Raw genomic sequence first — 20,701 nt, 5'->3', positions numbered from 1 at the left:
TGGGCAAGGGCCAGGAGGCGCGCCAGTTCCTGCTCAAGTCGTTGGACCTGGAGGGAGCGAACACGCTGGCGGGCTATGACTGGTACGTGGTGGGACGGATCGCCGAGAGCTACGGACTGCTGGAGCAGGCCCGGTCCGCCTACGCGCGGGCGAAGAGCGCCAAGCCGGACATCAACAGCGTGGACTCCCTGGCCAGCACGCGGCTCAAGACACTGGAGACAATGCCCAAGGCCGTGGCCAAGCCGCTTCCGTGACGCCCCGCCGTTGCTTCGGGGATTGAGGGATCAGCACCGTAGGAGTTCCCTCCGGCGCTCCAGGCCGAGGTACGCTGCCGGGCCTTGCGTTCAAGGAGTGTCACATCAGCCGCATGGATGGAAAGCAGTGCCTTATCACCGGTGGGACCAACGGCATCGGCCTGATCGCGGCCCGGGAGCTGGCCAGGCAGGGCGCGCACGTGGTCATCGTCGGCCGCAACCCGGAGAAGACGGCTCACACCGTCGAGCTCCTGCGCCAGACGACGGGCAACCCGAACATCTCCAGCCTCCTCGGAGACATGTCCTATATGGCCGACGTCCGCCGCGTGGCGCGCGAGTACACGGCGAGCCACTCGCGGCTGGACGTGCTGCTCAACAACGCGGGCGCCTTCTTCGGCAAGCGGCTGGTGACGAAGGACGGCTATGAGATGACCTTCGCCCTCAACCACCTGGGCTACTACACGCTGACGCGGGACTTGATGGACCTGCTCAAGCGCAGCGCCCCCGCCCGCGTGGTGAATGTCACCTCCGAGGGCCACAGGCTGGGCCGCATCGACTTCGACGATCTGATGAAGGAGAAGCGCTTCTTCAACCAGTGGGCCTACACCCAGTCCAAGCTGGCCAACATCATGTTCACCCTCGAGCTGGCGCGGAGGCTCGAGGGCACCGGCGTCACCGCCAACTGCGTGCACCCAGGCATCGTGGCCACCAGCTTCGGCAAGGAGCACCCGAGCGGCCTCATGAACTTCCTCATCGCCCTGTTCGGCCCTCTCATGCTCACCTCCGAGCAGGGCGCGGACACGCTGATCTGGCTGTCCTCGAGCCCCGAGGTGGAGGGCGTCACCGGCAAGTACTTCATCAAGCGCAAGGAGCGCAGGCCGAAGAGGCAAGCACGCAACCCCATGGCGTGCGCCCGGCTGTGGGAGGTGTCCGAGCAGCTCGTCAACAAGGCCGCGCCCTGAGCGCGCGGCCCCCGCTTCAGTCCCGGTAGCCGCGCGCCTGCAGGTGGAACAGGTGCGCGTAGCGCCCGTCCTTCGCCATCAGCTGGTCGTGGCTGCCCAGCTCCTCCACCTGCCCGTTGTGCAGCACGGCGATCTGATCCGCCATCCGCACCGTCGAGAACCGGTGCGAGATGACGATGGCGATCCGGTCCGCCGCCAGCGCCTGGAAGCGCTCGAACAGCGCGTGCTCGGCCTCCGCGTCGATGCTCGCCGTGGGCTCATCCAGGATGAGCACCTCCGCGTCCTCGCGCATGAACGCCCGGGCCACCGCCAGCTTCTGCCACTGGCCCGCGCTCAGCTCCTGCCCCTTCTCGAACCACCCGCCCAGCATCGTGTCGAACTGCTGCGGCAGCGCCGTGATGACCGGGCTGGCGCCGCCCAGGTCCGCCGCTTGGATGATGCGGTTGCGATCCTCCAGCGCCGGCACGTGCCCCAGCCCGATGTTCTCCGCCACGCTGAACTGGTAGCGCACGAAGTCCTGGAACACCGCTCCGAAGCGGCCGCGCAGATCCTCCACGTCCATGTCCCGCAGGTCCACGCCGCCATAGAGGATGCTGCCCTCCGTCGGCTCGTACAGCCGCAGCAGCAGCTTCACCAGCGTGCTCTTGCCCGCCCCGTTCTCGCCCACCAGCGCCAGCTTCTCCCCCGGCTTCAACGTCAGGCTCACGCTCCGCAGCGCCCACGCCTCCTTGCCCGGGTACCTGAAGGACACCTCCCTCAGCTCGATGGAGTTGCTGCGCCCATGCGGCGGCTTCGCGGGCGGCATCAGCCGGGGCCGCTCGGCTCCCGTGGGGATGTCCAGGTACGCGAACAGGTTGCTCATGAAGAGCGCGTCCTCGTACATGGAGCCCAGGCTCGACAGGATGCCCTGGAACGCCGCCTGCCCCTGCCGGAACACCATCAGGTACATCGTCATGTCGCCCACCGAGATGGCCGCCGAGGCCGCCTTGTTCGCCACGAAGGCGTAGCAGCCATAGAAGGCTCCCAGCGACAGCACGCCCAGCCCCAGGCCCCAGCCCATCCGCTTGACCGCCAGCGCCCGGTCCTCGTTGAAGAACTTCTGGAAGAGCGTCCGGTAGCGCCCCAGCACCAGCTGCCCCAGCCCGAACAGCTTCACCTCCTTCACGTGGTTGTCCCGGGTGAGGATCCACTCCAGGTAGTTCAGCTTGCGGCCCTCGGGCGCGCGCCACGAGTACAGCCGGAAGCCCTCCGCCGCCAGCCGCGCCTCCGCGATGAACGCCGGAATGGAGGCCACCACCAGCACCGCCACGCTCCAGGCCGACAGCGACACCAGCAGCACCGCGTACGTGGACAGCGTCACCACGTTGCGGCCAATGGTGAACACCTGCATCACCAGCGACAGCGGGCGGCTGCTGGCCTCGCGCCGCGCGTTCTGCATCTTGTCGTAGGTCTCCGAGTCCTCGAAGTGCCGCAGCTCCAGCTCCAGCGCCTTCTGGAGGATGCGCTCGTTGAGCAGGTTGCCCAGGTTGGCCCGCAGCAGCTCGCGCGTGAGCGAGAGGCTGCGCTCCACCAGCGCCGAGCCCAGCATCAGCCCGAACTCCAGCCCCACCAGCTCCATCACCCGGGTGCGCAGCGCCGGGTCTCCCCCGCCCTTGGCCGCCGTCACCACGCCGTCGATGATCAGCTTGCCCACGTAGGCGATGCCCGCGGGCAGCACCGCCGCCACCAGGGTCAGCGCCCCCAGCACCACCGCCAGCCGGGGACCGGACTGCCAGAAGAGCCGGAACGTGCCCGGGAGCTGTTTGAAGAGACTGCCCGCGTTCTTCAAGCGGGACTTGAGGGAGGCCGGAGGGGAAGCGAGCGGTGGAGCCAAGATTCCCCGTTACTAATCGATCCGCGCTCCGTCCGCTCGCCCGTGAGTGCCGAGCCCCCTCATAAGGGGTGAGCCTTGGCCACCAGCACGTCGCAGTTGGCCCTCATCACCATCTGCTCCACCACCCCCGTCCGCGACAGCCCCTCCTCCGAGCCGCTCATCCCCACCGCCAGCAGGTCCGCCCCCCGCTCGGCCGCCTCGGCCAGCAAGGCCTCGTCCAGCGGCTCGCCACAGCGGATGGAGATCTCACAGTCCCGGCCCAGCTCCCGGTAGGGTGCCAGGAAGTGATTCACCGCCTTGCGCGCGGCCAGCTCCAGCTCCTGCCGCACCGCCAGCCAGTGCTCCCGCGACGTCATCCCCGCGTGCCACAGCCCCTGCGACAGGCAGGGCTCGGGCACATGCAGCACGTCCACTCCCACCGGCGGAGGGCACAGCCGCAGCACCAGCTCCAGCGCCCGCCGCGAGTCCTGCGAGAGATCCACCGCCACCAGCGGCCGGTGATACGCCCGCGCCGGGTGCGCGCTCACCACCAGCAGCGGCGCCTCCAGCCGGCGCACCATGCCTCGCACCGTGGCGCCGCGCCGAGACAGCTCCTGGCCCCGAGGCACATGCGGACGCCCGGCGATCACCAGCTCCACCTCCTGCTGCCGAGCCACCCCCACCGCCTCCTCGACCGCATCTCCAGCCCGCAGCTCCTCCTTCACCTGCACGGACTCTCGCTCGTGGAGCCTGCGGCGCGCGGCCCCAGCGGCCCGCCTCAGGCACCGCTCCTCCAGCGACATGTCCCCGGGCTCTCCCCGCCCCGGCACCGGCCGCGGCGCGTGGAAGAGCGTCAACGAGGCCCCTTCTCCCACCGGCAGCCTCAGCGCCCGCGCCAGTGCCAGGTCCGCGCCCATCGAGAAATCCGTCGCCACCAGCAGCCGCGTCAGGCCCCGGCTCTTCTGGCTGGCGTGCAGCAGCCGCTCGAGGAACGGAGGCGAAGCGGCCGCGGTCCCTGAGTTGTGTTGTGAAGTTCCGGCCATCACGCACCTCCCTTCCCCCTCTTCTCAAGCTTCCGACTGCGAGACGTTGCCGCCACACATTCGGGCACAGCCCGCTCCCTTGCTCGCACAGCCAAAGGCTCCGTCCTCCAGTCCACGCCCTGCCTGAAGGAATTACAGGACTGTGCGCAGTTCCGCGCACTTGAGCGTAGGCAGGCGTGCATGCCCCAACGCGGAATCGCCGCCTTGCCACGTTCGCTGAGCGACACGCCGAGGCCCGGCGCCAAGCCGAAGGTCGGCCAGACCTTTGCAGAGAGCTGGGGTGTCAGAGCTGAAGCACCCGCGGTGACAGAGCGGGGGCGTAGAAGGGGGAGCAGCCATGCGCGGGGTCATCACAGGTCGAGAGGTGGTCGCCAACCTGGGTCTCATCTACCGGGAGTTTGGCGCCAGCTGCCTGATGCGCTGCTTGTGGGCTCTCGTCAGCGGCAAGTCCACCACGTTCCTCGAGGTGGCCTGCAGCTGCGAGCGCCACCGCTGAAAACACAAAGGGCCGCGGGCAGCACAATGACCCACGGCCCCTCGTTCCCCCCCATGCCGGTGTGAGGTTACGGCTCGTCCCGGTGAATCTTCCGGTCCGGCTCCACCGCGTCCTTGATGACCCGCTTGGCGTCCTCGGCCTTCTCCTTCACGTTGCCCTTGAGCGTGTCGGCCTTGCCCTCGGCCTCGAGTTCCCGGTCGCCCGTCGCCACGCCCGCGGTCTCCTTGACCTTGCCCTTCACCTTGTCGGTCCACTCACCCATGGTGCTCCTCCTTGCGTGCTGCGCGGTGTTGCGCCCTGACTGAGGGAAAGCTGGGCACTCACTCGCAGGCTGACAGGAGCCGAGCCCTCGTACGCCCGCCAGCCCTCGGAGGCGGGGCTCAGTCCGGCAAGGGCTCGGGGAGCGGCGCGAGCCCACCGCTCGCGGTCAGCACGGGGAGCCGCAGGGACTCGGCCAGCGCACCCATGAGGACACCGAGCCGCAGCAGGCGATCTCTCGGCTCGGGGCGGCCCTCCTCGAAGCTGGCCGCGTCCAGGTACTCGAGCTGGGCGGAGGCCCGGCCGTGGAGCGTCGCCACCCTCGCGTCCAGCGCCTCCAGCCGCACGTGCGCCGCTTCCAGGAAGGCCACGGCGCGGCCGAGCAGCTCGCACGCGGCCTCGAAGGCGCGGAGGGCTTCGGCCTCATTCTCGGGCCCCGGGCTGCAGGCCGCCGCTGGATAGAGCGAGACGCCATCCATCCTCACGCCGGGCGCTCCCTCCGAGAGCCAGCCCCGGTCGAGCCACTCGAGCACCGGCGCCAGCAACGGCGGCTCCACCGCGCCCACGCCCAGCAGCGCCCAGGCCCGGCGTGCGCTCTGGGACACGGGGTGCAGAGGGAGCGTGCTCAGCGCGGACGTGCCACTCGGAGTCAGCACCTCGGCGGCCCGCGCGTGCTCCCAGCGCTCCAGCCGCTCCAGCAGCGCGCGGAAGGGCTCCACCGTCTCGCGCAGCACCCGCCCCTGCCGCTCGGCGTAGACGCGGGCGAGTTCCTTCAAGTGCTGGCGCGAGGCTCTCAGCGCCTTCACCGCCTCCTGGTGCCGAGCCCAGGCCTGCCGGGCGGGACTGCCCTCCGGAAAGGCCGGGGGCGCCAGCTCCTCCAACACCCGCTTCAGCCCGAGCCCGAGCGTCGTCACGAGACCGCCGAGCGCGGCGGGCACAAGGAAGAGCACGTGGACACCTCCTGCTTCAGCCTAGCGCCCTCGGGCCGAGGAAGGGGCACGCCTCGGGGACGAGCCCCTTCCACCTCGGAGGGAGGGCTAGCCAGTGCTCACCCGTGCGGCGGCCTGCCCCGCGAGCGGCGGCACCTGGGGAGGCGCTGGCGGTGCGGGCTTGAGGATGGACCGCAGCGCCTCGAGCAGCCGCCCCAGCTCCCACAGCCGCAGGTGGCGGATGCGCACGTGGAGCCGCCGGTTGTGCACCCGCGCGTCGATCTTCGGAGGAAACTGGGTGTTCTCCTCGAAGTGCTGCTGGAGCGTCTCGAGGTAGGCCTCGACCGGCTTCTCTTCCGGCTCCAGCCGCCCCTGACCGGGCCAGGCCCGCCGGGCCTTGATGGCATCCCTCAAGTCCTCCGCGGTGCAGTCCGCGAAGGGCTTGCTGATCTCCAGCCCGCCCTTGCGAGGAATCCACACCGGCGTGGAGCCCGGATCACGCCAGCTCACATGCGTGCACGAGAGCCTCGCGTACTCCAGCAGCGCCCCGAGGTTGGCCATGCCGTACTTCTCACACTCCTCCAGGGAGAACTGGCGCGCCACCGCGCCGTACATCGTCAGCGTCGACTGCGAGAGCACCCGCACGTGCCGACGAAAGTAGCGGCGCGTGGTGGCGTAGCCCTGACTCACGGCCAGGCGGTTGCGCACGATATGGTTGTAGAGCTTGCCGATCCGGTAGTGGCCCGCCGGGCCCTGCATGAGGCACTGGAGGATGGCCTCCTGGGCCTGCTCGAGCGTCATCGCCGGGGGAATGCTCGGCGGGGGGTTCGGCAAAACGGTGATCTTCCTCAACACGTCCAGGTCCATGGGTGCCTCCGGGTGCCGCGAGTGGTGCATCGCCCCAGAGCAGGATCCAGACCAAGACAAACCGCCGTCATTCCAAGCACTTACCCGGCGGCCGAGAAACGAGGAGTCTCGCGGCGTGGACAGGCCCGTCCACGAAAGCGGACGCTCGGACCGCTCACTCGCCGGGCGAAGGGACGCTCACCGCCAGCACCGCAGCCTTCAGCTCGTCCATGTCCACGGGCTTGTCCAGCAGCGCCTTCGCGCCCAGCTTCCGGGCCTCCTCGCGCGTGGGCTCGTCCGCGAACGCGCTGAGCAGCAACACCGGACACGTCATCCCCATCTGCCGCACCTGCGCCAGCACCTCCAACCCCGTGCGCCCCGGCATCCTCACGTCCGAGAGGATCAGATCCGGCAGCTCCACCCCACCCCCCGAGCGAACCAGCTCCAGGTAGTCCGCCAGCTCGAAGCCATCCTCCACCGCCACCACCGTGTGCCCCGCTCGCGTGAGCACCTGTTGGATCATCACCCGCATCGCGTCGTCATCCTCGGCCAGGATGATCCGCAACCCCCGCCGCGAGGAGGGGGGTACCGCCGTGGGAGCTGCCGCCATGAGAGGACACCCGGAGAGATGAAGGCTCCCTCCTGCGTAGAGCACTTCGCATGCCAGCGGCTCCCCCGGGCCACAGCCCTCTTGAAGCTCCGGGGCATCCTGCCTCACGGGGCAATGTGCCCCAGGGTTTGCGGGCCTTCCGTGCTGGGTTCTGGTCCGCCCCGCTCGGGGCTGCTAGAACCCAGCACTGGCACGGGGGCTGCTTTAGCCCTGCCCAGTCCCGCATTCCCGCGGGCCTGACTCCCACCAAAGGATTGAATCCATGAAGCGTACCGCGCTCGTTCTCGGCCTGGCCCTGTCCCTGTCTTCCGTCAGCGCGCTCGCTGCGGACTCCAAGCCCGCCGCCGAGAAGACCGAGAAGAAGGCCAAGGCCCCCAAGGCTCCCAAGGCCCCCAAGTCCAAGAAGGCCCCGACTGCGGCCGACCAGGGCGGCATGAAGTAATTCAGCGCTTGTCTCGCTCTCGGGTCCGTGCGCTCCTGCCTCGCGCACGGATGGATGAGTCCGTGACAGGCCGCGAGGGTGCCTCCCCAGGTGCCCTCGCGTCCGTCCCCCCGAGGACCTGTTGAAGCTCGCGCGAAAGATCACCCTCGCCCTGGCCCTGCTCGCCATCGCCGTGCTGGCGACCATGGAGACCTTGGAGGTGAGGCGAGAGCTGGCGCGCTCCGCCGTCGACATGCGGCATGACCACCGCCTGATCGGCCACACCGTGGCTGGCTCCATCGGCAAGGCGTGGCAGCAGGAGGGGGAGGCCGAGGCGCTCTCCCTGCTCGAGCAGACCAACCGCTTCCAGGAGCAGGTCCGCCTGCGCTGGGTGTGGCTGGATGAGGCGCCGGACCACCCGCCCCTGTCCACCCTCTCCCCGGCCATGCTGGAGCGGCTCGGCGACGGAGAGGACGAGGCGCTGACGGACCTGAGCCAGCCCCCCGGCGTGCTGCGCACCTATATCCCCGTGTCGGTCGGCGAGCGGCAGGGCGCCATCGAGGTCTCCGAGTCCCTCATTGAAGAGCGCCGCCACGTGCGCAGCACCGTGGTGGGGACCACCATCGCCACGCTGGCCATCGCCGGGGCGTTCCTGCTGGTGGCCATGGCCATGGGCAACCGGCTGGTGGGCCGCCCTATTGATCAGCTGGTGCAGCTGGCCCGGCGCATTGGCGAGGGGCAGCTGGAGGCCCGCGTGCAGCTCCACCAGCGCGACGAGCTGGACACGCTGGCCCTGGAGATGAACCAGATGGGCGAGATGCTCCAGCGCGCCCGGGAGGACATCGCCGCGGAGACGGCGGCGCGCCTGGCCACGCTCGAGCACCTGCGCCACGCGGACCGGCTCACCACCGTGGGCAAGCTGGCCTCCGGCGTGGCCCACGAGCTGGGCACCCCGCTCAACGTGGTGCTCGGCCGGGCGAAGATGATCTCCTCCGGCGAGGCGGTGGGCGAGGAGGTGGGCGAGTGCGCGCGCATCATCTCCCAGCAGGCGCAGCAGATGACGCGCATCATCCGCCAGCTCCTGGACTTCGCGCGGCGCAGGGCGCCCCAGCGCAACCCGGAGCAGCTCTTCAACCTCGTCACGCGGACCTTGAGCCTGCTCCAGCCCATGGCCTACAAGCGCGGCGTGAAGCTGACCCCCGAGGTGCCCGAGGCGCTGATGCTGGAGGTGGATGCCGGGCAGATTCAACAGGTGCTCACCAACCTGGTGATGAACGGGCTGCAGGCCATGAAGAACCCCGGCGCCCTGCGGGTGCGCGCCGAGCCCACCCGGGCCACGCCTCCGGCGGACGTGGGCGGCCCCGAGGCGGACTGGGTCCGGCTGGACGTGGAGGACGAGGGCGAGGGCATCTCCCCCGAGGTGCTGCCCCACATCTTCGAGCCCTTCTTCACCACCAAGGACGTGGGCGAGGGCACCGGGCTGGGGCTGTCCGTGTCCTACGGCATCATCCGGGACCATGGCGGGTGGATCGCCGTGCGCAGCGAGCTCGGGCGTGGGAGCTGCTTCTCCATCTACCTGCCAGGGGGCAACACCGCATGCCAGGCCGTGTCCTGATCGTCGAGGACGAGCGCGAGATGCGCGTGATGCTCGAGAAGGGGCTGGCGCGCCGGGGCTTCGAGCCGCGCGCCTGCGAGACGGGGGACGAGGCGCTGGCGCTGGTGGCCACCGAGACCTTCGACACCGTGCTCACGGACCTGCGGATGCCGGGCATGAGCGGGCTGGCGCTGTGTGAGCGCATCGTCCTCAACCGGCCGGACATCCCCGTGGTGGTCGTCACCGCGTTCGGCAGCATGGAGACAGCCATCGCCGCCATCCGCGCCGGGGCCTATGACTTCATCACCAAGCCGGTGGACCTGGACGCGCTGGTCCTGGTGTTGGAACGCGCCGTGCAACACCGGGCGCTCCGAGAGGAGGTGCGACGGTTGCGGCAGGCACTCGATCAAGGTGGAGAGACCGGTGGACTCATAGGCCAGAGCATCGCGCTGCGTCAGGCCTACACGCTCATCGACCGGGTGGCGGACGTGGACACCACGGTGCTGATTACGGGCGAGAGCGGCACGGGCAAGGAGGTGGCGGCCCGGGCGCTCCACACCCGGAGCCGGCGCCGGACCGGCCCCTTCGTGGCCATCAACTGCGCGGCCATGCCCGAGCAGCTCCTGGAGAGCGAGCTGTTCGGCCACGTGAAGGGCGCCTTCACCGACGCACGGATTACCCGCACCGGCCTGTTCGTGCAGGCCAGCGGCGGCACGCTCTTTCTGGACGAGGTGGGCGAATTGCCGCTGGGGCTCCAGCCCAAGCTGCTGCGCGCGCTGCAGGAGCGCAAGGTGCGGCTGCTGGGGAGCAACGAGGAGGTGGAGTTCGACGCGCGCATCGTCGCCGCCACCAATCGGGATTTGGAGCTGGCGGTGGAGGAGGGGCGCTTCCGGGAGGACCTGTACTACCGGCTCAACGTCATCAACATCGAGCTGCCGCCGCTGCGCGCCCGAGGCAATGACGTGCTGCTGCTCTCCCAGCACTTCGTGGAGCACTTCGCCGCGCGCACGGGCAAGCGCGTGCTGGGGCTCAGCCCCGCGGCGGCGCAGAAGCTCCTGGCCTACAGCTGGCCGGGCAACGTGCGCGAGCTACAGAACTGCATCGAGCGCGCCGTGGCGCTCACCACCTTCGAGCAGCTCACGGTGGAGGATCTGCCCGAGCGCGTGCGCAACTACACCGCGCCCCAGGTGCTGCCCGAGGTGGCGGACATGTCCGAGCTGGTGACGCTCGAGGAGGTGGAGCGCCGCTACATCCACCGCGTGCTCGAGGCGGTGGGCGGCAGCCGGACGCTGGCCGCGCGCATCCTCGGCGTGGACCGCAAGACGCTCTACCGCAAGCTCCACCGGGGCGCGGAGGAAGAGCCGAAGGCCTGAGGCGCTCCAGGGGCTGCTCAGGGTATCGTGCCGGCCTTCCATGCGTCTCCTGCTCCTTGTTCTCGTCCTCACCGCGGGTGTGAGCGCCCGCGCCCAGGACGGCTCGGGCGTCCTGCCCTACGAGCCACCGCCGCGGGCCCTCACGAACGAGATCCACTCCCAATGGGGCCTGCTCCGAGGGGGCTACTCCTTCGCTGGGGGAGGCTGGGATGATCTCTATCTGGCCAGCCTCACCGGAGGGCACTACCTGTTCAACGGCTTCACCGTGGAGGCCGCGCTGGTGTCGCTCACGCCGCTGGAGAGCGGCGGCCCTGGCCCCAGCGTCAACCTCGGCGTGCGCCTGGGCTACACCGGCGAGCGCTGGAGCGTGCTGGCCGGCCCCGTGCTCCAGGCGGCGTACCCCTCCACGCCCATCGTCACCTTCCTGCCCTCGGTGAGGGGGCTCTACCGGCTCGGAGCGGTGGCGCTGGACGCGGGCCTGCTGGACATGGCGGGCATGGTGCCCGCGCACGTGGGCGTCTCGTACGGGCCGGTGGGGCTGGCGTACGTGCTGCCCCTGGGCGTGAAGGCCTCCGCGCGCATCCCCCTCTCCGCTCGAGCGGGCATCCTGGTGGATGGCTTCGCCTTCCGCGTGGGCAGCTCCCACAGCGCCATGCTGATCCTCGGACTGGTGGGCAACCCTCCGTCCTCGCGCCCGGGAGGCAAGTCATGAGCCGCGGGCTCCTGCTCGCCCTGCCCGTCCTGCTGGCCGCGTGCGGGGATCGGCCGAGCTTTGATCCGGACGTGGTGAAGGCGGCCCCCCTCGGTAAGGGCCTGCCCACGGGCTTCATGCTAGGCACCTCCACCGCCGCCCATCAGATCGAAGGCGGCAACCAGAACGACTGGGCCGTGTGGGAGCGAGGCCAGTGGCCGGATGGCCGCCCGCATATCAAGGATGACTCGGTGTCCGGGGCGGCCACGGACTCGTGGAACCGCTTCGACGAGGACGTGCGGCTAATGGAGAGGCTGGGCGCCAACGCCTACCGCTTCAGCGTGGAGTGGGCCCGGCTCCAGCCCACGCCGGACACGTGGGACGAGGCGGCCCTGGCGCGCTACCAGCAGTGGGCTCGCACGCTGCGCCAGAAGGGCATCACCCCGCTGGTGACGCTCTACCACTTCACCCTGCCCACCTGGGTCATGGACGCGGGCGGCTGGGAGAACCCCGCCACGGTGGACTTGTTCGAGGCGTACGTGGCGCGCGTGGCCGAGGCGCTCGGCGGGGACGTGGACTGGTGGTGCACCATCAACGAGCCCAACGTGTACGCGGTGCTCGGCTACCTCAATGGCGAGTGGCCTCCAGGCAAGAAGGACATGAAGGCCACGGCCACGGTGCTCGCCAACCTGATGGAGGCCCATGCGCGCGCCGCCCGCCAGCTGCGCGAGCGGGACACGGTGGACGCGGACGGGGATGGCTTCGCCACGCGCATCGGCCTGGCCCACCACGTGCGCGTCTTCCAGCCCGCCACCGGCTCCACGGCGGACCTCACCGTGGCGGCCCTCACCGACACCTTCTTCAACGAGAGCGTGCCGGAGGCCCTGCGCACCGGCCGCATCCACCTCTCCGTGCCGGGCCAGGTGACGCTCGACCGGGAGGTGGCCGGCCTGAAGGGCTCCATCGATTATTTCGGCCTCAACTACTACACCCGGGACTATGTCCGGCAGTACCTGGGCGAGCCGGCGCTGTCCCGCCAATATGTGCCTCGCGGCCGGGAGAGGAATGATCTGGGCTGGGAGCTCTACCCGGAAGGCCTCTACCTCTTCCTCATGCGATACGCGAAGTTCGGCCTGCCCCTCATCGTCACGGAGAACGGCATGGCGGACCGCGGCGGCGAGCGAAGGCCCTACTACCTCCAGAGCCACGTGTACGCCGTGGAGCAGGCGGTGGCGCAAGGGGCGGAGGTGCGCGGGTACTTCCACTGGAGCCTGCTGGACAACTTCGAGTGGGCCGAGGGGTATGCGCCCAAGTTCGGGCTGTTCTCCGTGGACCTGGAAAGCCCGGAGAAGACTCGCACGGAGACGCCCGCCGTGGCCACCTTCCAGGAAATTGCGCGCAACCTGGGCCTGGCGCCCAGTCCCTAGCTTTCCCAGGCGCACACAGGGCTCCGTTGCCGCTAGGATGATCTGACCCCCGAATGTCCGAGCCTCCCGCCAAGAAGCGCTCCAGGCGCACCGAACCCGCCCCGGCCTCTGCCCCGGCCTCGGGTAAGCCCACCCTGGCTGTGACGGAGCCCGCCCCGGCGCCCGAGCTGGCCCTGCTGCGCGAGCAGCTCCGCCTCAGCCTGGAGGCGAGCCAGCTCGGCCTGTGGGACTGGGACGTCCAGGCTGGGCGGATCCGCTGGTCCGAGAACATCGACTCCCTCCTCGGAGGCGTGCCGGGAGGGCCGGGAGACACGTACGAGGCCTTCCTGCAGCGGGTGCTGGCCGAGGACCGGACCCGCTTCGCGCAGCAGGTGGCCGCCGCGCTGAAGGCTCCGGCGGACTTCGAGGCCGAGTTCCAGGTCTACGTGCCCACGGGGGCGCCGCGCTGGATGCGGGCCAAGGTGCGGGTGCTGGCCGAGAACGGCAAGGCCACGCGGGTGCTGGGCACGCTGAGGGACGTGACACGCGAGCTGCAGCTGGAGGAGGAGTCCCGGCGCGCGGTGGAGTTCCAGGAGCAGCTGGTGGGCATCGTCAGCCATGACATCCGCAGCCCGCTGGGAGCCATCATCTCCTGGGCGCGCATCATGGCGGTGGGAGGCCCGCCACCCGAGGAGAACCAGCGCACCTTCAAGCGCATCACCTCGGCGGCGCTGCGGATTGAGCGGCTGACGCGGCTGCTGCTGGACTTCGCGCGGGCGCGGCTGGGGGGCGGGATTACCCTGGAGCCTCGGCGGTGCGAGATGCGCGACTTGCTCCAGAAGGTGACGCACGAGTTCCGCGTGGCGTACCCGGACCGGTCCGTGGTGTTCGAGGTGGAGGGAGACGACGTCCAGGGGACGTGGGATCCGGACCGGCTGGCGCAGGTGCTGTCCAACCTGCTGGAGAACGCGCTCAAGTACAGCCCGCCGGACACGCCGGTGCGGCTGTGGGCGCGCGGGGAGAAGGAGCGCGTGGTGCTCGAGGTGCACAACCAGGGCAAGCCGATTCCGCCCGAGCTGGTGCCCCACATCTTCGAGCCCTTCCGGCGTGGGCCGCAGGCCTCGCGCACGGCGAAGACGAGCTATGGGCTGGGGCTCTACATCGTCCAGGAGATCGTCCACGCGCACGGGGGCACCATCGATGTGCGCTCCAACCTCGAGGAGGGCACCGCCTTCACCGTGAGCCTGCCGCGCCTGCCCGAGGTGGCAGCGGAGCTGATGCGGCGCCCCTCGCCGGCGGGACCGAAGGGCCCCTGAGCCCGGCCCCGCGGCCCACTCCGCTTGGGGTGTTGTGAATCGCGGGGGCGGCCTCCTCACCTGAGCCCCTGCTCACAAGAAGGAGTGCCCATGAGGCCGTGGCGGATTCTCTGGAAGGCCGAAGCGCTGTTCCTTGCCCTGCTGGTCGGGTGCAGCGCTACTCCGCAAGTGGTGCGGATGGAAACCGGCGCCGAGGGAGAGACCCTCCTTCACATCCCCCGCACCGCCACGGTGGAGCCGGTGGAGGTGACGCCGGAGGAAGTGACAGCGGCCCTTCGGAGACTGGCGCGCCAGGTGCGCCTCACGGGCTCACCCCGTGAGACAGTGGAGCGCCTGTTTCAACTCGACGCGCTGTACGGGGATTACCTCTACCTGCTCCGAGAGCGAAAGCTTATCCCTCTGGAGTCGGGCGTGCCCCTGAAAGGGGCGTTGACGGAGGGGGAGCAGAAGCTCGTCAGCCGGTACAAGGCGTGGTGCCGGAGCGCCCAAGGCTTCGAGGGCGACTGCCTGGGAGGCGCGCTCGTGGGCGGCAAGTACCTGGACATGCAAGGCCGCTACATGCTGGCCATGGCCTTGAGCAAAAGCCCCGTGCTGGAGGAGTTCCAGAAGGCGCTGGGAGAGATGGTGAGCATGCGGGCCGTTCTGCAAGCAGCGGTTGGAACGGTCGTCACACTGCTGGTCTTGCTCGCGTTGCCCGAGCCTGTGACGAAGTTCGTGGCCGCATGGGCCACCGCGGCGCTCGTGCTCTGGGTCGTTGCCCGGTTCCGCGCAAGTGTCGATGCAGGCAGCCAGCCAGGAAGGAGTGCTGCTGTCGGAGGTGGGCGCGGTGGAGTCGGTGGCGGTGACGGACGAGGGCTTCAGCGTGGCCCTGGCGCCGGGCGCGGTGGCCATGGCAGCGCGCGGTGGGCGCCGGAACCGGGTTGAGAATCACCACATCGGAACCAACGCGAATGAGATCTCTGCCTTGCGTGGTGGCCCGTGGACCCCCAGGCTTCGGGAACTCTACGCCCGGGCGGGAATGCGGCTGGAGGACACTGAAAACATCGTGCCCATCGAGGGGCACAAGGGGCCTCATCCGCAGCGGTATCATGAGCTCGTCTACAAGCGCTTGCGGGAAGCGCTAGGGGATTGTCGCAGCATCGCGGCATGCCGAGCACGGTTACTGCCCGCGCTGGATGAACTTGCCCGGAAGATCGCCACACCCGGCACGGAGTTGAACCGGCTCGTCACCCTGGGGCAATGACGCTAGAACTTCTCCATGCCCCGGCGCTTCTTCGATCTGTCCGACGATGTTTATGTCCCCCACCGCTGGCATCTGAAGACCCCCATCGGCAAGCGGGGCCGCAAGGTCCACGACTGGGACTTCACGAAAGGAACGCCCGTGCATGTGGAGGGACGGTTGAAGATCCCCATCGAGATTGCGGGCAGGCCGTTGGACTTCTCCGAGGCAGGATTGGGCATTCCCGTTGTCCACATCAAGGTAGCCTCTATGCTGTCAGAATTGGCCCCCAGCGATGTGCAATTCATCCCTGCGGACATCAAGGACCAACCGGATCAATACCTCGTCCTCGTGGTAACACGCCTCATTCGCTGCATCGACGAAGCGGTGTCCGAGGTGAGTTTCTGGACGCCAGAGCACGGAGTTCCCGAGAAGGTCGGGCAATACATGGGCGTGGATCGCCTGCGCATCGACAGGGCCAAGGTAGGGAACGCCAAAGTGTTCCGCCCCGAGGGCTGGGAGGTCGCCCTCATCGTCTCCGGGCAGATCAAAGATGCTTTAGAGCGCATGGGCGCTACGGGCACGAGATTCACGGAGGTCTGAGCAGTCGCGTCAGAGCACGACGCCTCATTGCTCCACGCACGCCATGGACAGCCCCCTTCCCCTCGCGCTCCACCCCGCGGCGCTCCCTCCGGGCACGGTGATCGGGTCCTGGCGCGTACAGGCCTGGGCCGGCCGCGGCGCAAACGGCGCCGTCTACCGCGCCGTGCACCGGTACAACGAACACGCCTCCCCCGTGGCCCTGAAGCTGGCACTGCACCCGGACGACCCTCGCTTCGCCCGCGAGGGGGCGCTGCTGTCCCGCTGCCACCACCCCAGCATCCCGGGCCTGGTGGATCAGGGCTCCTGGCCATCTCCCGCTGGCACGCTCCATCCTTTCCTTGTCATGCAGTGGGTGGACGGCGAGCCCTTGTATGAACAGGCCCGGCTTCAGCCGCTGGCCGCCGAGCGGGTGCGGCGCTGGCTGGGCCAGCTGGCTCAGGCGCTGGCCACCCTCCATGCTCAAGGCGCCCTCCACCGAGACCTCAAGGGCGACAACGTCCTGGTGCGCCGCTCCGATGACCGAGCCATGCTCATGGACTTCGGCACCGGCCTCTACCCGGGCGCCGCCGCTCTCACCCCGGCCATGGGCTTTCCGGGCACTCCGCTCTACCGCTCTCCACAGTCCTGGCTCTTCGAGATTCAGTTCCACGGCAGCACCACCGCTCGCTACAGGCCCTGTGCCGCGGATGATCTCTATGCCCTGGGCGTCACCGCGTGCCGACTGCTCACCGGAGAGTACCCGGAGCTCTCCGAGCCCTTCCGGGATGAGCAAGGCACCTGGCACTTGGAGGGCGTGCGCCAGCCTCGGGCGCTGCTGAGCAGCCCCGACGTGGAGCCCTCCCTGCGCAACCTCATCCTGCGCCTGCTCTCGGTGCACCCCGGGCAGCGCGGCACCGCGGCGCAATTGGCGCGGGAGCTGGAGCCCGCCTCACCGGTGAGACACTCCCGGCAACCCTTCAGGATCCGAGCGCCTCGGAGGCGCGCATGGCTCTGGATACCAGCGGCAGCGTCGGGGCTGGCTCTGGCCGTCTGGCTGGGGCGGACGGTCTCCCATGAGCTTCTGGAGCAGCCCTCCGTGGCACGCGCCGAGCCCGCGAGGCCCGGCTCCGCGGATGCAGGCACCACAGGGCTCGGGGAAGCCGCAACGGTCGCGGCCCTGGACAAGCCGCCCTCTGGCTCGACGAATGAGGGGATGAGCGAGGACACTCTGCCCGAGCCGCAACCAGGACAGATACGGCCCGACGGGAAGGGGCTTTGCCCTCGCAAGTGGCTGGTTGCCCTCAACGGAGCGTGCTGGGCAGAGTGGGAGCCTGAGAAATGCCAAGAACTCGGCGGCCAGATGTTCAAGGGCACCTGCTACGTGCCCTTCATCCCTCCCGGGCGCAAGCATCCTCCCACCTCCGAACCCCTGAAGAATCCGTGAGGACCTGACCCATCACATCGGGTCCTCGGAAACGACGGGGCAGGTTGTATAGATCAGCGGGGTTCACTCCTGACCGGTCAGTACCAACAGGGCCGCTCCGACTGGTCGGTACCGGCAGGTCTGTTCCTGAACGTTCAGGACCGGCATGCGGTGGCCCAGCAGCAGGCACCCATACGCAGATGACTGAGCGGCTCTGCGCGGCATCCTCTTCGTTCTCAGAACCGGGTAGACTTGCCCCAGTTCCGTGGCTCTCCCGCACTTTGTGTGGCTCCCCTGCTCAAAGTGGAGAAGCCCGAGCCTAAATTTTTGTGCACGATCTGCTACCGAATCGTGCATTTTGCTAAAGCCCCATTTGAGTTTGGTGCACATCCACAGGAAGTTCGACCGAGTTGGCCTGCGCGATCTTCTGTCTCAACAAGCCCGGCGCCATCTGGCGCATCGCCAGCGAGCTGCACCAGTCGGGCAGCGCGAGGTGGTGGTAGGCGACGGACGGCCCGTCCACGAGGCGCTCACGTACATCGAGAACCACGGCGAGCGCATGCACTACGCCGATGCCCGAAAGGCAGGACTGCCCATCGGCAGCAGCAACGTCGAGGCCACCTGCAAGTGCCTCATCGGCGTGCGTATGAAACGGCCGGGCAGCAGGTGGAAGCACCAGAGCGGCCAGCACGTCATCGACCTCCGCTCCCTCGCCCTCTCCGACTGCTGGGATACCGCAATGGACCTCACCCTCGCTCCCCTGCGCGCTCAGGTACGACGGGCTGCGTGATCAGGACGGCAGCCACACCCCATAGCGAGGGCAAAGATTGATCCAGGGTTGCTTCGCTCTCGTGTTGACTTGGTGAGGTACCATTACCTACACTTGCCACACCGCTTAATCACCCATCGGTTCCTATGGAGGCTTCTTCGCCTATGCCGCCGTCGCCTCAGAAGAAGTCGGCGTGGTTGCGCGCAATCCTCTGGTCTTTCTTTACAGCGATGATCATTATTCCGTTCTTCGTAAGCTTGGCCGCGAGCTTGGTCGCGACAAACAGAAGCCTCAACAATTGGTGGTGCACTACCGCCTTGGGGAAGGACGCGACCGGCTGCTCGAACCAACCACAACCACAGTCATCCTCATCACCGCACACATCCACACCTCCGGATCCACAGACTCCAGATCCAGCCATCAAGCCAGGCTCCGGTCCAGGGCCCAAAAAGAAAGTGCGCCCTCAACCTGCGCTCCCAGACGATCAGGAGCTTGTCGAGAAGATGGAAGCGCTCTTGCGGGCAGGCAGCGCTGAGCAGTCCGGGGCCATCAACACCGCACTGCAGGAAAAGATCAAAACTAGGCACGTGCGAGTCTTCTTTACCAGCGCCACCATCCAGACCGCTGCCAAGATGTGCCTTCGACTGTCACGACTCGGAGGAATTGTCGAGTACCAGGCTGTCTCTCCTGAGCAGGTCGCCAACCGCGATGGCCTGCTACTGTATTCCGGCTCAAGCCCCAATACAGCGAAAGCCGTTCAATCCGCCTTGTACGACCTTGCAGAGCTATCTCCCATCAGCCGAGGCGATAGCAATCCTGAGATGCAAATATGGCTCAAATGAGCTCATGGCGGAGGCCTTGGACCCTTCGAATGCTGGCAGTATTCGTCCTTGAATCCTTGCTCGCTGGCGGATGCGTCATCGAGCGAGACCATGCCAGCCGCACCACTGTTTCGCCGATCTTCGACGCACGGCCCTACGAAAAGATCGCCATCGTCGTGATGGATCAGGATGGGCGCGTCCAACAGAACGGCGAGATGAGGCAGATAGAGGGTATCTTCCTGAAGGAGTTACTCGGCAAGGGCTATGCAGTTGCCGCGCGCTCCGACATGGATAGCGTCCTCTCGGAAATCGCTCTTCAAATGGCGATGATCACCGAATACGACGCGATGCACATCGGCCAGATGATCCGCGCGAGAGGCATCCTCTTGATAAGCATCGGCCATGCCCTCAACACCTTCAGCATCACCGCAAGACTTCTAGACACAAGCCAGGCGCAGATCATGTGGGTCTCCAGCTACACTGGCAGTTACTGGACGTATCCGGTGAACGCCTCCGCCATGTCGTCCGAATTGATGACTGTTGCCAAGGTCATAGCCAAGGATTTTCCGTCGTCCGCACCCAAGCCCTAATCCCGCATCGCAGCAACTCTTGCGCCATCTCCTCGGCACCCCGAAAGAGCATGGCATAGAGGAGCGACATGACCATGACTCACCCTCTCCAGGCGCTGCGGAGACTTGCTCTGCTTCTGGCTCTGTCAATCCATTGCACTCCCCAGCTTGTCCAGGGCAAGCCAGTAGAGACCACCGTCTCTCCGGTTTTTGATGCGAGGCTTTATGAGAAGGTCGCCGTGGTTGTCACGGATCATAGCGGGACCATAACTCAAAAGGTCATTCTAAGGCCCGTGGAGGATGAGTTTTTTCACGAGCTGCTCGCAAAGGGGTATTCCATCGCCTCTCGATCGGATCTCGACAAGGTCATCAAGGAGCGCAGCCTACAGGTGATGAATCTTGTCGAACGCGATATGCCATGCGTTGGACGCCTACTTCATGCCAAAGCCATCTTGATAGTCAGTCTGGACGACGTTTCGCAGGGCGATATCGTGCACGTGTTCGACTCAAACGGGAAAGAAACGTTTGCGACACTCAAAATGACCATTGGCGCACGAATGATAGATAGCGAGAGCGCTCAGGTGCTTTGGACCTCCAGTTATTCGGGCGAATACTTCACGGGTAATATGCACCCCGATGAAGTCTCGATTACGGCTTTGGCTCTCATGGCCCGAGCCGTCGCGGCTGAGCTTCCAGCCCCCAGGCCGGCCGGCACGGAAAAAGAGCAGGCTCCTCCGAAATCAACGGTCCGGGTCGTGGCTTCCAAGCAAAACGTCCCGGATCCGTACGTTGAATGCCTCAACAGGCTCGCGCCTCCTCCCCCCGAGCCCAAAGCCCCAAAGCCCCAAACGAACAAACCCAAGAAGTCAAAGAATCCCCGCTCAGGGAAGCGCAAGGCAAAACAGCCAACCACCTCCGGGCAGGCCTCCACGAAGACAACTCCCTGAAGCTGGGGGCCTGAAGCATCTACCGGGCTGAGCGAGGCGCCTCATCCGCCAGGTGGAGTTGATCCGGTTTCGTGGAGTCCCTCCCGCTGTGGGAGCTCGCCTCCTCCGCTTGGGGGAGTGGGTGCCTGGGCAGCGGCCCTACTTCAGGCGTACCTTGTGACGCTCCACCGTGGCGTTGGGCCGCCCCATGAAGGTGTCGAGCAGGCGCTGTTCCACCCCCACCTCTTCCCAAACAGAGGAGCGTTCAAGCCCGATACATTCTTGGGGGTCGGCACTTCTCGTATTACCGGCAGTGTCGAAGATCACTCAGCGACGGAAAT

Annotated in this window: 23 protein-coding genes and 1 pseudogene; 17 read left to right on the top strand and 7 right to left on the bottom strand. The window is 67.6% G+C overall.

Translation table 11 applies throughout. The annotated features are described in order from the left end of the window. Together ACJ8AT_RS05865 and ACJ8AT_RS05860 are read left to right on the top strand one after the other, a co-directional pair. The coding region (locus ACJ8AT_RS05865; protein WP_407736616.1) for a hypothetical protein at positions 1-254 on the top strand (254 nt) is incomplete at its 5' end. A 113-nt stretch (positions 255-367) separates the two neighbouring features. Next, complete coding sequence (locus ACJ8AT_RS05860) at positions 368-1,216, top strand: SDR family oxidoreductase (protein WP_407736615.1); 849 nt, start codon at positions 368-370, stop codon at positions 1,214-1,216. A 16-nt stretch (positions 1,217-1,232) separates the two neighbouring features. Here the strand turns inward: ACJ8AT_RS05860 and ACJ8AT_RS05855 are convergent, their stop codons facing one another. Both ACJ8AT_RS05855 and ACJ8AT_RS05850 read right to left on the bottom strand, forming a co-directional pair. Then, the gene (locus tag ACJ8AT_RS05855; protein ID WP_407736614.1) at positions 1,233-3,044 is read right to left on the bottom strand and encodes an ABC transporter ATP-binding protein; all 1,812 of its coding nucleotides are present in this window, start codon (positions 3,042-3,044) and stop codon (positions 1,233-1,235) included. 104 nt (positions 3,045-3,148) lie between these two features. Continuing rightward, positions 3,149-4,111: a universal stress protein gene (locus tag ACJ8AT_RS05850; protein WP_407736613.1), complete on the bottom strand. Its 963-nt coding sequence runs from the start codon at positions 4,109-4,111 to the stop codon at positions 3,149-3,151. Positions 4,112-4,448: 337 nt separating this feature from the next. Between ACJ8AT_RS05850 and ACJ8AT_RS05845 the strand changes: the two genes are divergently transcribed. After that, positions 4,449-4,607 (top strand): hypothetical protein, encoded by a 159-nt coding sequence (locus ACJ8AT_RS05845; protein ID WP_407736612.1) that lies wholly within the window; start codon positions 4,449-4,451, stop codon positions 4,605-4,607. A gap of 67 nt (positions 4,608-4,674) precedes the next feature. Here the strand turns inward: ACJ8AT_RS05845 and ACJ8AT_RS05840 are convergent, their stop codons facing one another. The 4 genes from ACJ8AT_RS05840 to ACJ8AT_RS05825 all read right to left on the bottom strand — a co-directional run bounded on the left by ACJ8AT_RS05840 (position 4,675) and on the right by ACJ8AT_RS05825 (position 7,250). Next, positions 4,675-4,869, bottom strand: a complete 195-nt coding sequence (locus ACJ8AT_RS05840) for a CsbD family protein (protein WP_407736611.1) — start codon at positions 4,867-4,869, stop codon at positions 4,675-4,677. A gap of 118 nt (positions 4,870-4,987) precedes the next feature. After that, a complete protein-coding gene (locus ACJ8AT_RS05835; protein ID WP_407736610.1) occupies positions 4,988-5,815 on the bottom strand; it encodes a hypothetical protein in 828 nt (275 codons plus the stop codon). 87 nt (positions 5,816-5,902) lie between these two features. After that, the gene (locus ACJ8AT_RS05830; protein WP_407736609.1) at positions 5,903-6,661 is read right to left on the bottom strand and encodes a hypothetical protein; all 759 of its coding nucleotides are present in this window, start codon (positions 6,659-6,661) and stop codon (positions 5,903-5,905) included. A 154-nt stretch (positions 6,662-6,815) separates the two neighbouring features. Beyond that, a complete protein-coding gene (locus tag ACJ8AT_RS05825; protein ID WP_407736608.1) occupies positions 6,816-7,250 on the bottom strand; it encodes a response regulator in 435 nt (144 codons plus the stop codon). A gap of 262 nt (positions 7,251-7,512) precedes the next feature. Between ACJ8AT_RS05825 and ACJ8AT_RS05820 the strand changes: the two genes are divergently transcribed. The 14 genes and pseudogenes from ACJ8AT_RS05820 (at position 7,513) to ACJ8AT_RS05755 (ending at position 20,381) form a co-directional block, all read left to right on the top strand. Then, the gene (locus ACJ8AT_RS05820) at positions 7,513-7,692 is read left to right on the top strand and encodes a hypothetical protein (protein ID WP_407736607.1); all 180 of its coding nucleotides are present in this window, start codon (positions 7,513-7,515) and stop codon (positions 7,690-7,692) included. A gap of 121 nt (positions 7,693-7,813) precedes the next feature. Further along, entirely contained in the window at positions 7,814-9,286 is a 1,473-nt protein-coding gene (locus ACJ8AT_RS05815; RefSeq protein ID WP_407736606.1) for a sensor histidine kinase, read from the top strand. Continuing rightward, complete coding sequence (locus tag ACJ8AT_RS05810; RefSeq protein ID WP_407736605.1) at positions 9,268-10,638, top strand: sigma-54-dependent transcriptional regulator; 1,371 nt, start codon at positions 9,268-9,270, stop codon at positions 10,636-10,638. Before ACJ8AT_RS05815 ends, ACJ8AT_RS05810 begins: the two co-directional genes overlap by 19 nt. Positions 10,639-10,678: 40 nt before the next feature. Then, entirely contained in the window at positions 10,679-11,350 is a 672-nt protein-coding gene (locus tag ACJ8AT_RS05805) for a hypothetical protein (protein WP_407736604.1), read from the top strand. Continuing rightward, positions 11,347-12,756 (top strand): glycoside hydrolase family 1 protein, encoded by a 1,410-nt coding sequence (locus tag ACJ8AT_RS05800; protein ID WP_407736603.1) that lies wholly within the window; start codon positions 11,347-11,349, stop codon positions 12,754-12,756. The genes ACJ8AT_RS05805 and ACJ8AT_RS05800 overlap by 4 nt, the downstream gene beginning before the upstream one ends. A gap of 53 nt (positions 12,757-12,809) precedes the next feature. Further along, on the top strand, positions 12,810-14,051 hold the full coding sequence (locus ACJ8AT_RS05795; RefSeq protein ID WP_407736602.1) for an ATP-binding protein: 1,242 nt from the start codon (positions 12,810-12,812) through the stop codon (positions 14,049-14,051). A 90-nt stretch (positions 14,052-14,141) separates the two neighbouring features. Then, positions 14,142-14,975 carry a hypothetical protein gene (locus ACJ8AT_RS05790; RefSeq protein WP_407736601.1) on the top strand — a complete coding sequence of 278 codons (834 nt, stop codon included), beginning with the start codon at positions 14,142-14,144 and terminating at the stop codon, positions 14,973-14,975. After that, entirely contained in the window at positions 14,941-15,294 is a 354-nt protein-coding gene (locus ACJ8AT_RS05785; RefSeq protein ID WP_407736619.1) for an AHH domain-containing protein, read from the top strand. The genes ACJ8AT_RS05790 and ACJ8AT_RS05785 overlap by 35 nt, the downstream gene beginning before the upstream one ends. Positions 15,295-15,309: 15 nt before the next feature. Beyond that, a complete protein-coding gene (locus ACJ8AT_RS05780) occupies positions 15,310-15,873 on the top strand; it encodes an imm11 family protein (protein WP_407736600.1) in 564 nt (187 codons plus the stop codon). Between the two features lie 43 nt (positions 15,874-15,916). Then, a complete protein-coding gene (locus ACJ8AT_RS05775; protein WP_407736599.1) occupies positions 15,917-17,296 on the top strand; it encodes a serine/threonine-protein kinase in 1,380 nt (459 codons plus the stop codon). A 410-nt stretch (positions 17,297-17,706) separates the two neighbouring features. Continuing rightward, a pseudogene (locus ACJ8AT_RS05770) lies at positions 17,707-18,065 on the top strand (ISKra4 family transposase); the annotation flags it as partial. Between the two features lie 482 nt (positions 18,066-18,547). After that, a complete protein-coding gene (locus ACJ8AT_RS05765) occupies positions 18,548-18,886 on the top strand; it encodes a hypothetical protein (protein WP_407736598.1) in 339 nt (112 codons plus the stop codon). Positions 18,887-18,915: 29 nt separating this feature from the next. Further along, positions 18,916-19,455 carry a hypothetical protein gene (locus ACJ8AT_RS05760; RefSeq protein WP_407736597.1) on the top strand — a complete coding sequence of 180 codons (540 nt, stop codon included), beginning with the start codon at positions 18,916-18,918 and terminating at the stop codon, positions 19,453-19,455. Positions 19,456-19,529: 74 nt separating this feature from the next. After that, positions 19,530-20,381: a hypothetical protein gene (locus ACJ8AT_RS05755; RefSeq protein ID WP_407736596.1), complete on the top strand. Its 852-nt coding sequence runs from the start codon at positions 19,530-19,532 to the stop codon at positions 20,379-20,381. 138 nt (positions 20,382-20,519) lie between these two features. On the opposite strand, the gene ACJ8AT_RS05750 is transcribed toward ACJ8AT_RS05755, so the two are convergent. Continuing rightward, positions 20,520-20,687, bottom strand: coding sequence for a hypothetical protein (locus ACJ8AT_RS05750; RefSeq protein ID WP_407736595.1), 168 nt, complete (start codon positions 20,685-20,687; stop codon positions 20,520-20,522). Positions 20,688-20,701 lie beyond the last annotated feature (14 nt).

This window comes from Hyalangium sp. (genome assembly GCF_045802625.1).
GTDB lineage: Bacteria > Myxococcota > Myxococcia > Myxococcales > Myxococcaceae > Hyalangium.
The sequence above is the reverse complement of the archived record's forward strand: the minus strand, read 5'-3'. Positions and strand labels throughout refer to the sequence as shown.

Excerpts from the sequence above, each read along its gene's own strand:
- ACJ8AT_RS05860 (WP_407736615.1), top strand. The coding sequence starts at position 368 with ATGGATGGAAAGCAGTGCCTTATCACCGGTGGGACCAACGGCATCGGC.
- ACJ8AT_RS05850 (WP_407736613.1), bottom strand. The coding sequence starts at position 4,111 with ATGGCCGGAACTTCACAACACAACTCAGGGACCGCGGCCGCTTCGCCT.
- ACJ8AT_RS05845 (WP_407736612.1), top strand. The coding sequence starts at position 4,449 with ATGCGCGGGGTCATCACAGGTCGAGAGGTGGTCGCCAACCTGGGTCTC.
- ACJ8AT_RS05840 (WP_407736611.1), bottom strand. The coding sequence starts at position 4,869 with ATGGGTGAGTGGACCGACAAGGTGAAGGGCAAGGTCAAGGAGACCGCG.
- ACJ8AT_RS05830 (WP_407736609.1), bottom strand. The coding sequence starts at position 6,661 with ATGGACCTGGACGTGTTGAGGAAGATCACCGTTTTGCCGAACCCCCCG.
- ACJ8AT_RS05825 (WP_407736608.1), bottom strand. The coding sequence starts at position 7,250 with ATGGCGGCAGCTCCCACGGCGGTACCCCCCTCCTCGCGGCGGGGGTTG.
- ACJ8AT_RS05820 (WP_407736607.1), top strand. The coding sequence starts at position 7,513 with ATGAAGCGTACCGCGCTCGTTCTCGGCCTGGCCCTGTCCCTGTCTTCC.
- ACJ8AT_RS05810 (WP_407736605.1), top strand. The coding sequence starts at position 9,268 with ATGCCAGGCCGTGTCCTGATCGTCGAGGACGAGCGCGAGATGCGCGTG.
- ACJ8AT_RS05805 (WP_407736604.1), top strand. The coding sequence starts at position 10,679 with ATGCGTCTCCTGCTCCTTGTTCTCGTCCTCACCGCGGGTGTGAGCGCC.
- ACJ8AT_RS05800 (WP_407736603.1), top strand. The coding sequence starts at position 11,347 with ATGAGCCGCGGGCTCCTGCTCGCCCTGCCCGTCCTGCTGGCCGCGTGC.
- ACJ8AT_RS05795 (WP_407736602.1), top strand. The coding sequence starts at position 12,810 with ATGTCCGAGCCTCCCGCCAAGAAGCGCTCCAGGCGCACCGAACCCGCC.
- ACJ8AT_RS05790 (WP_407736601.1), top strand. The coding sequence starts at position 14,142 with ATGAGGCCGTGGCGGATTCTCTGGAAGGCCGAAGCGCTGTTCCTTGCC.
- ACJ8AT_RS05785 (WP_407736619.1), top strand. The coding sequence starts at position 14,941 with ATGGCAGCGCGCGGTGGGCGCCGGAACCGGGTTGAGAATCACCACATC.
- ACJ8AT_RS05780 (WP_407736600.1), top strand. The coding sequence starts at position 15,310 with ATGCCCCGGCGCTTCTTCGATCTGTCCGACGATGTTTATGTCCCCCAC.
- ACJ8AT_RS05775 (WP_407736599.1), top strand. The coding sequence starts at position 15,917 with ATGGACAGCCCCCTTCCCCTCGCGCTCCACCCCGCGGCGCTCCCTCCG.
- ACJ8AT_RS05765 (WP_407736598.1), top strand. The coding sequence starts at position 18,548 with ATGGAAGCGCTCTTGCGGGCAGGCAGCGCTGAGCAGTCCGGGGCCATC.
- ACJ8AT_RS05760 (WP_407736597.1), top strand. The coding sequence starts at position 18,916 with ATGCTGGCAGTATTCGTCCTTGAATCCTTGCTCGCTGGCGGATGCGTC.
- ACJ8AT_RS05755 (WP_407736596.1), top strand. The coding sequence starts at position 19,530 with ATGACTCACCCTCTCCAGGCGCTGCGGAGACTTGCTCTGCTTCTGGCT.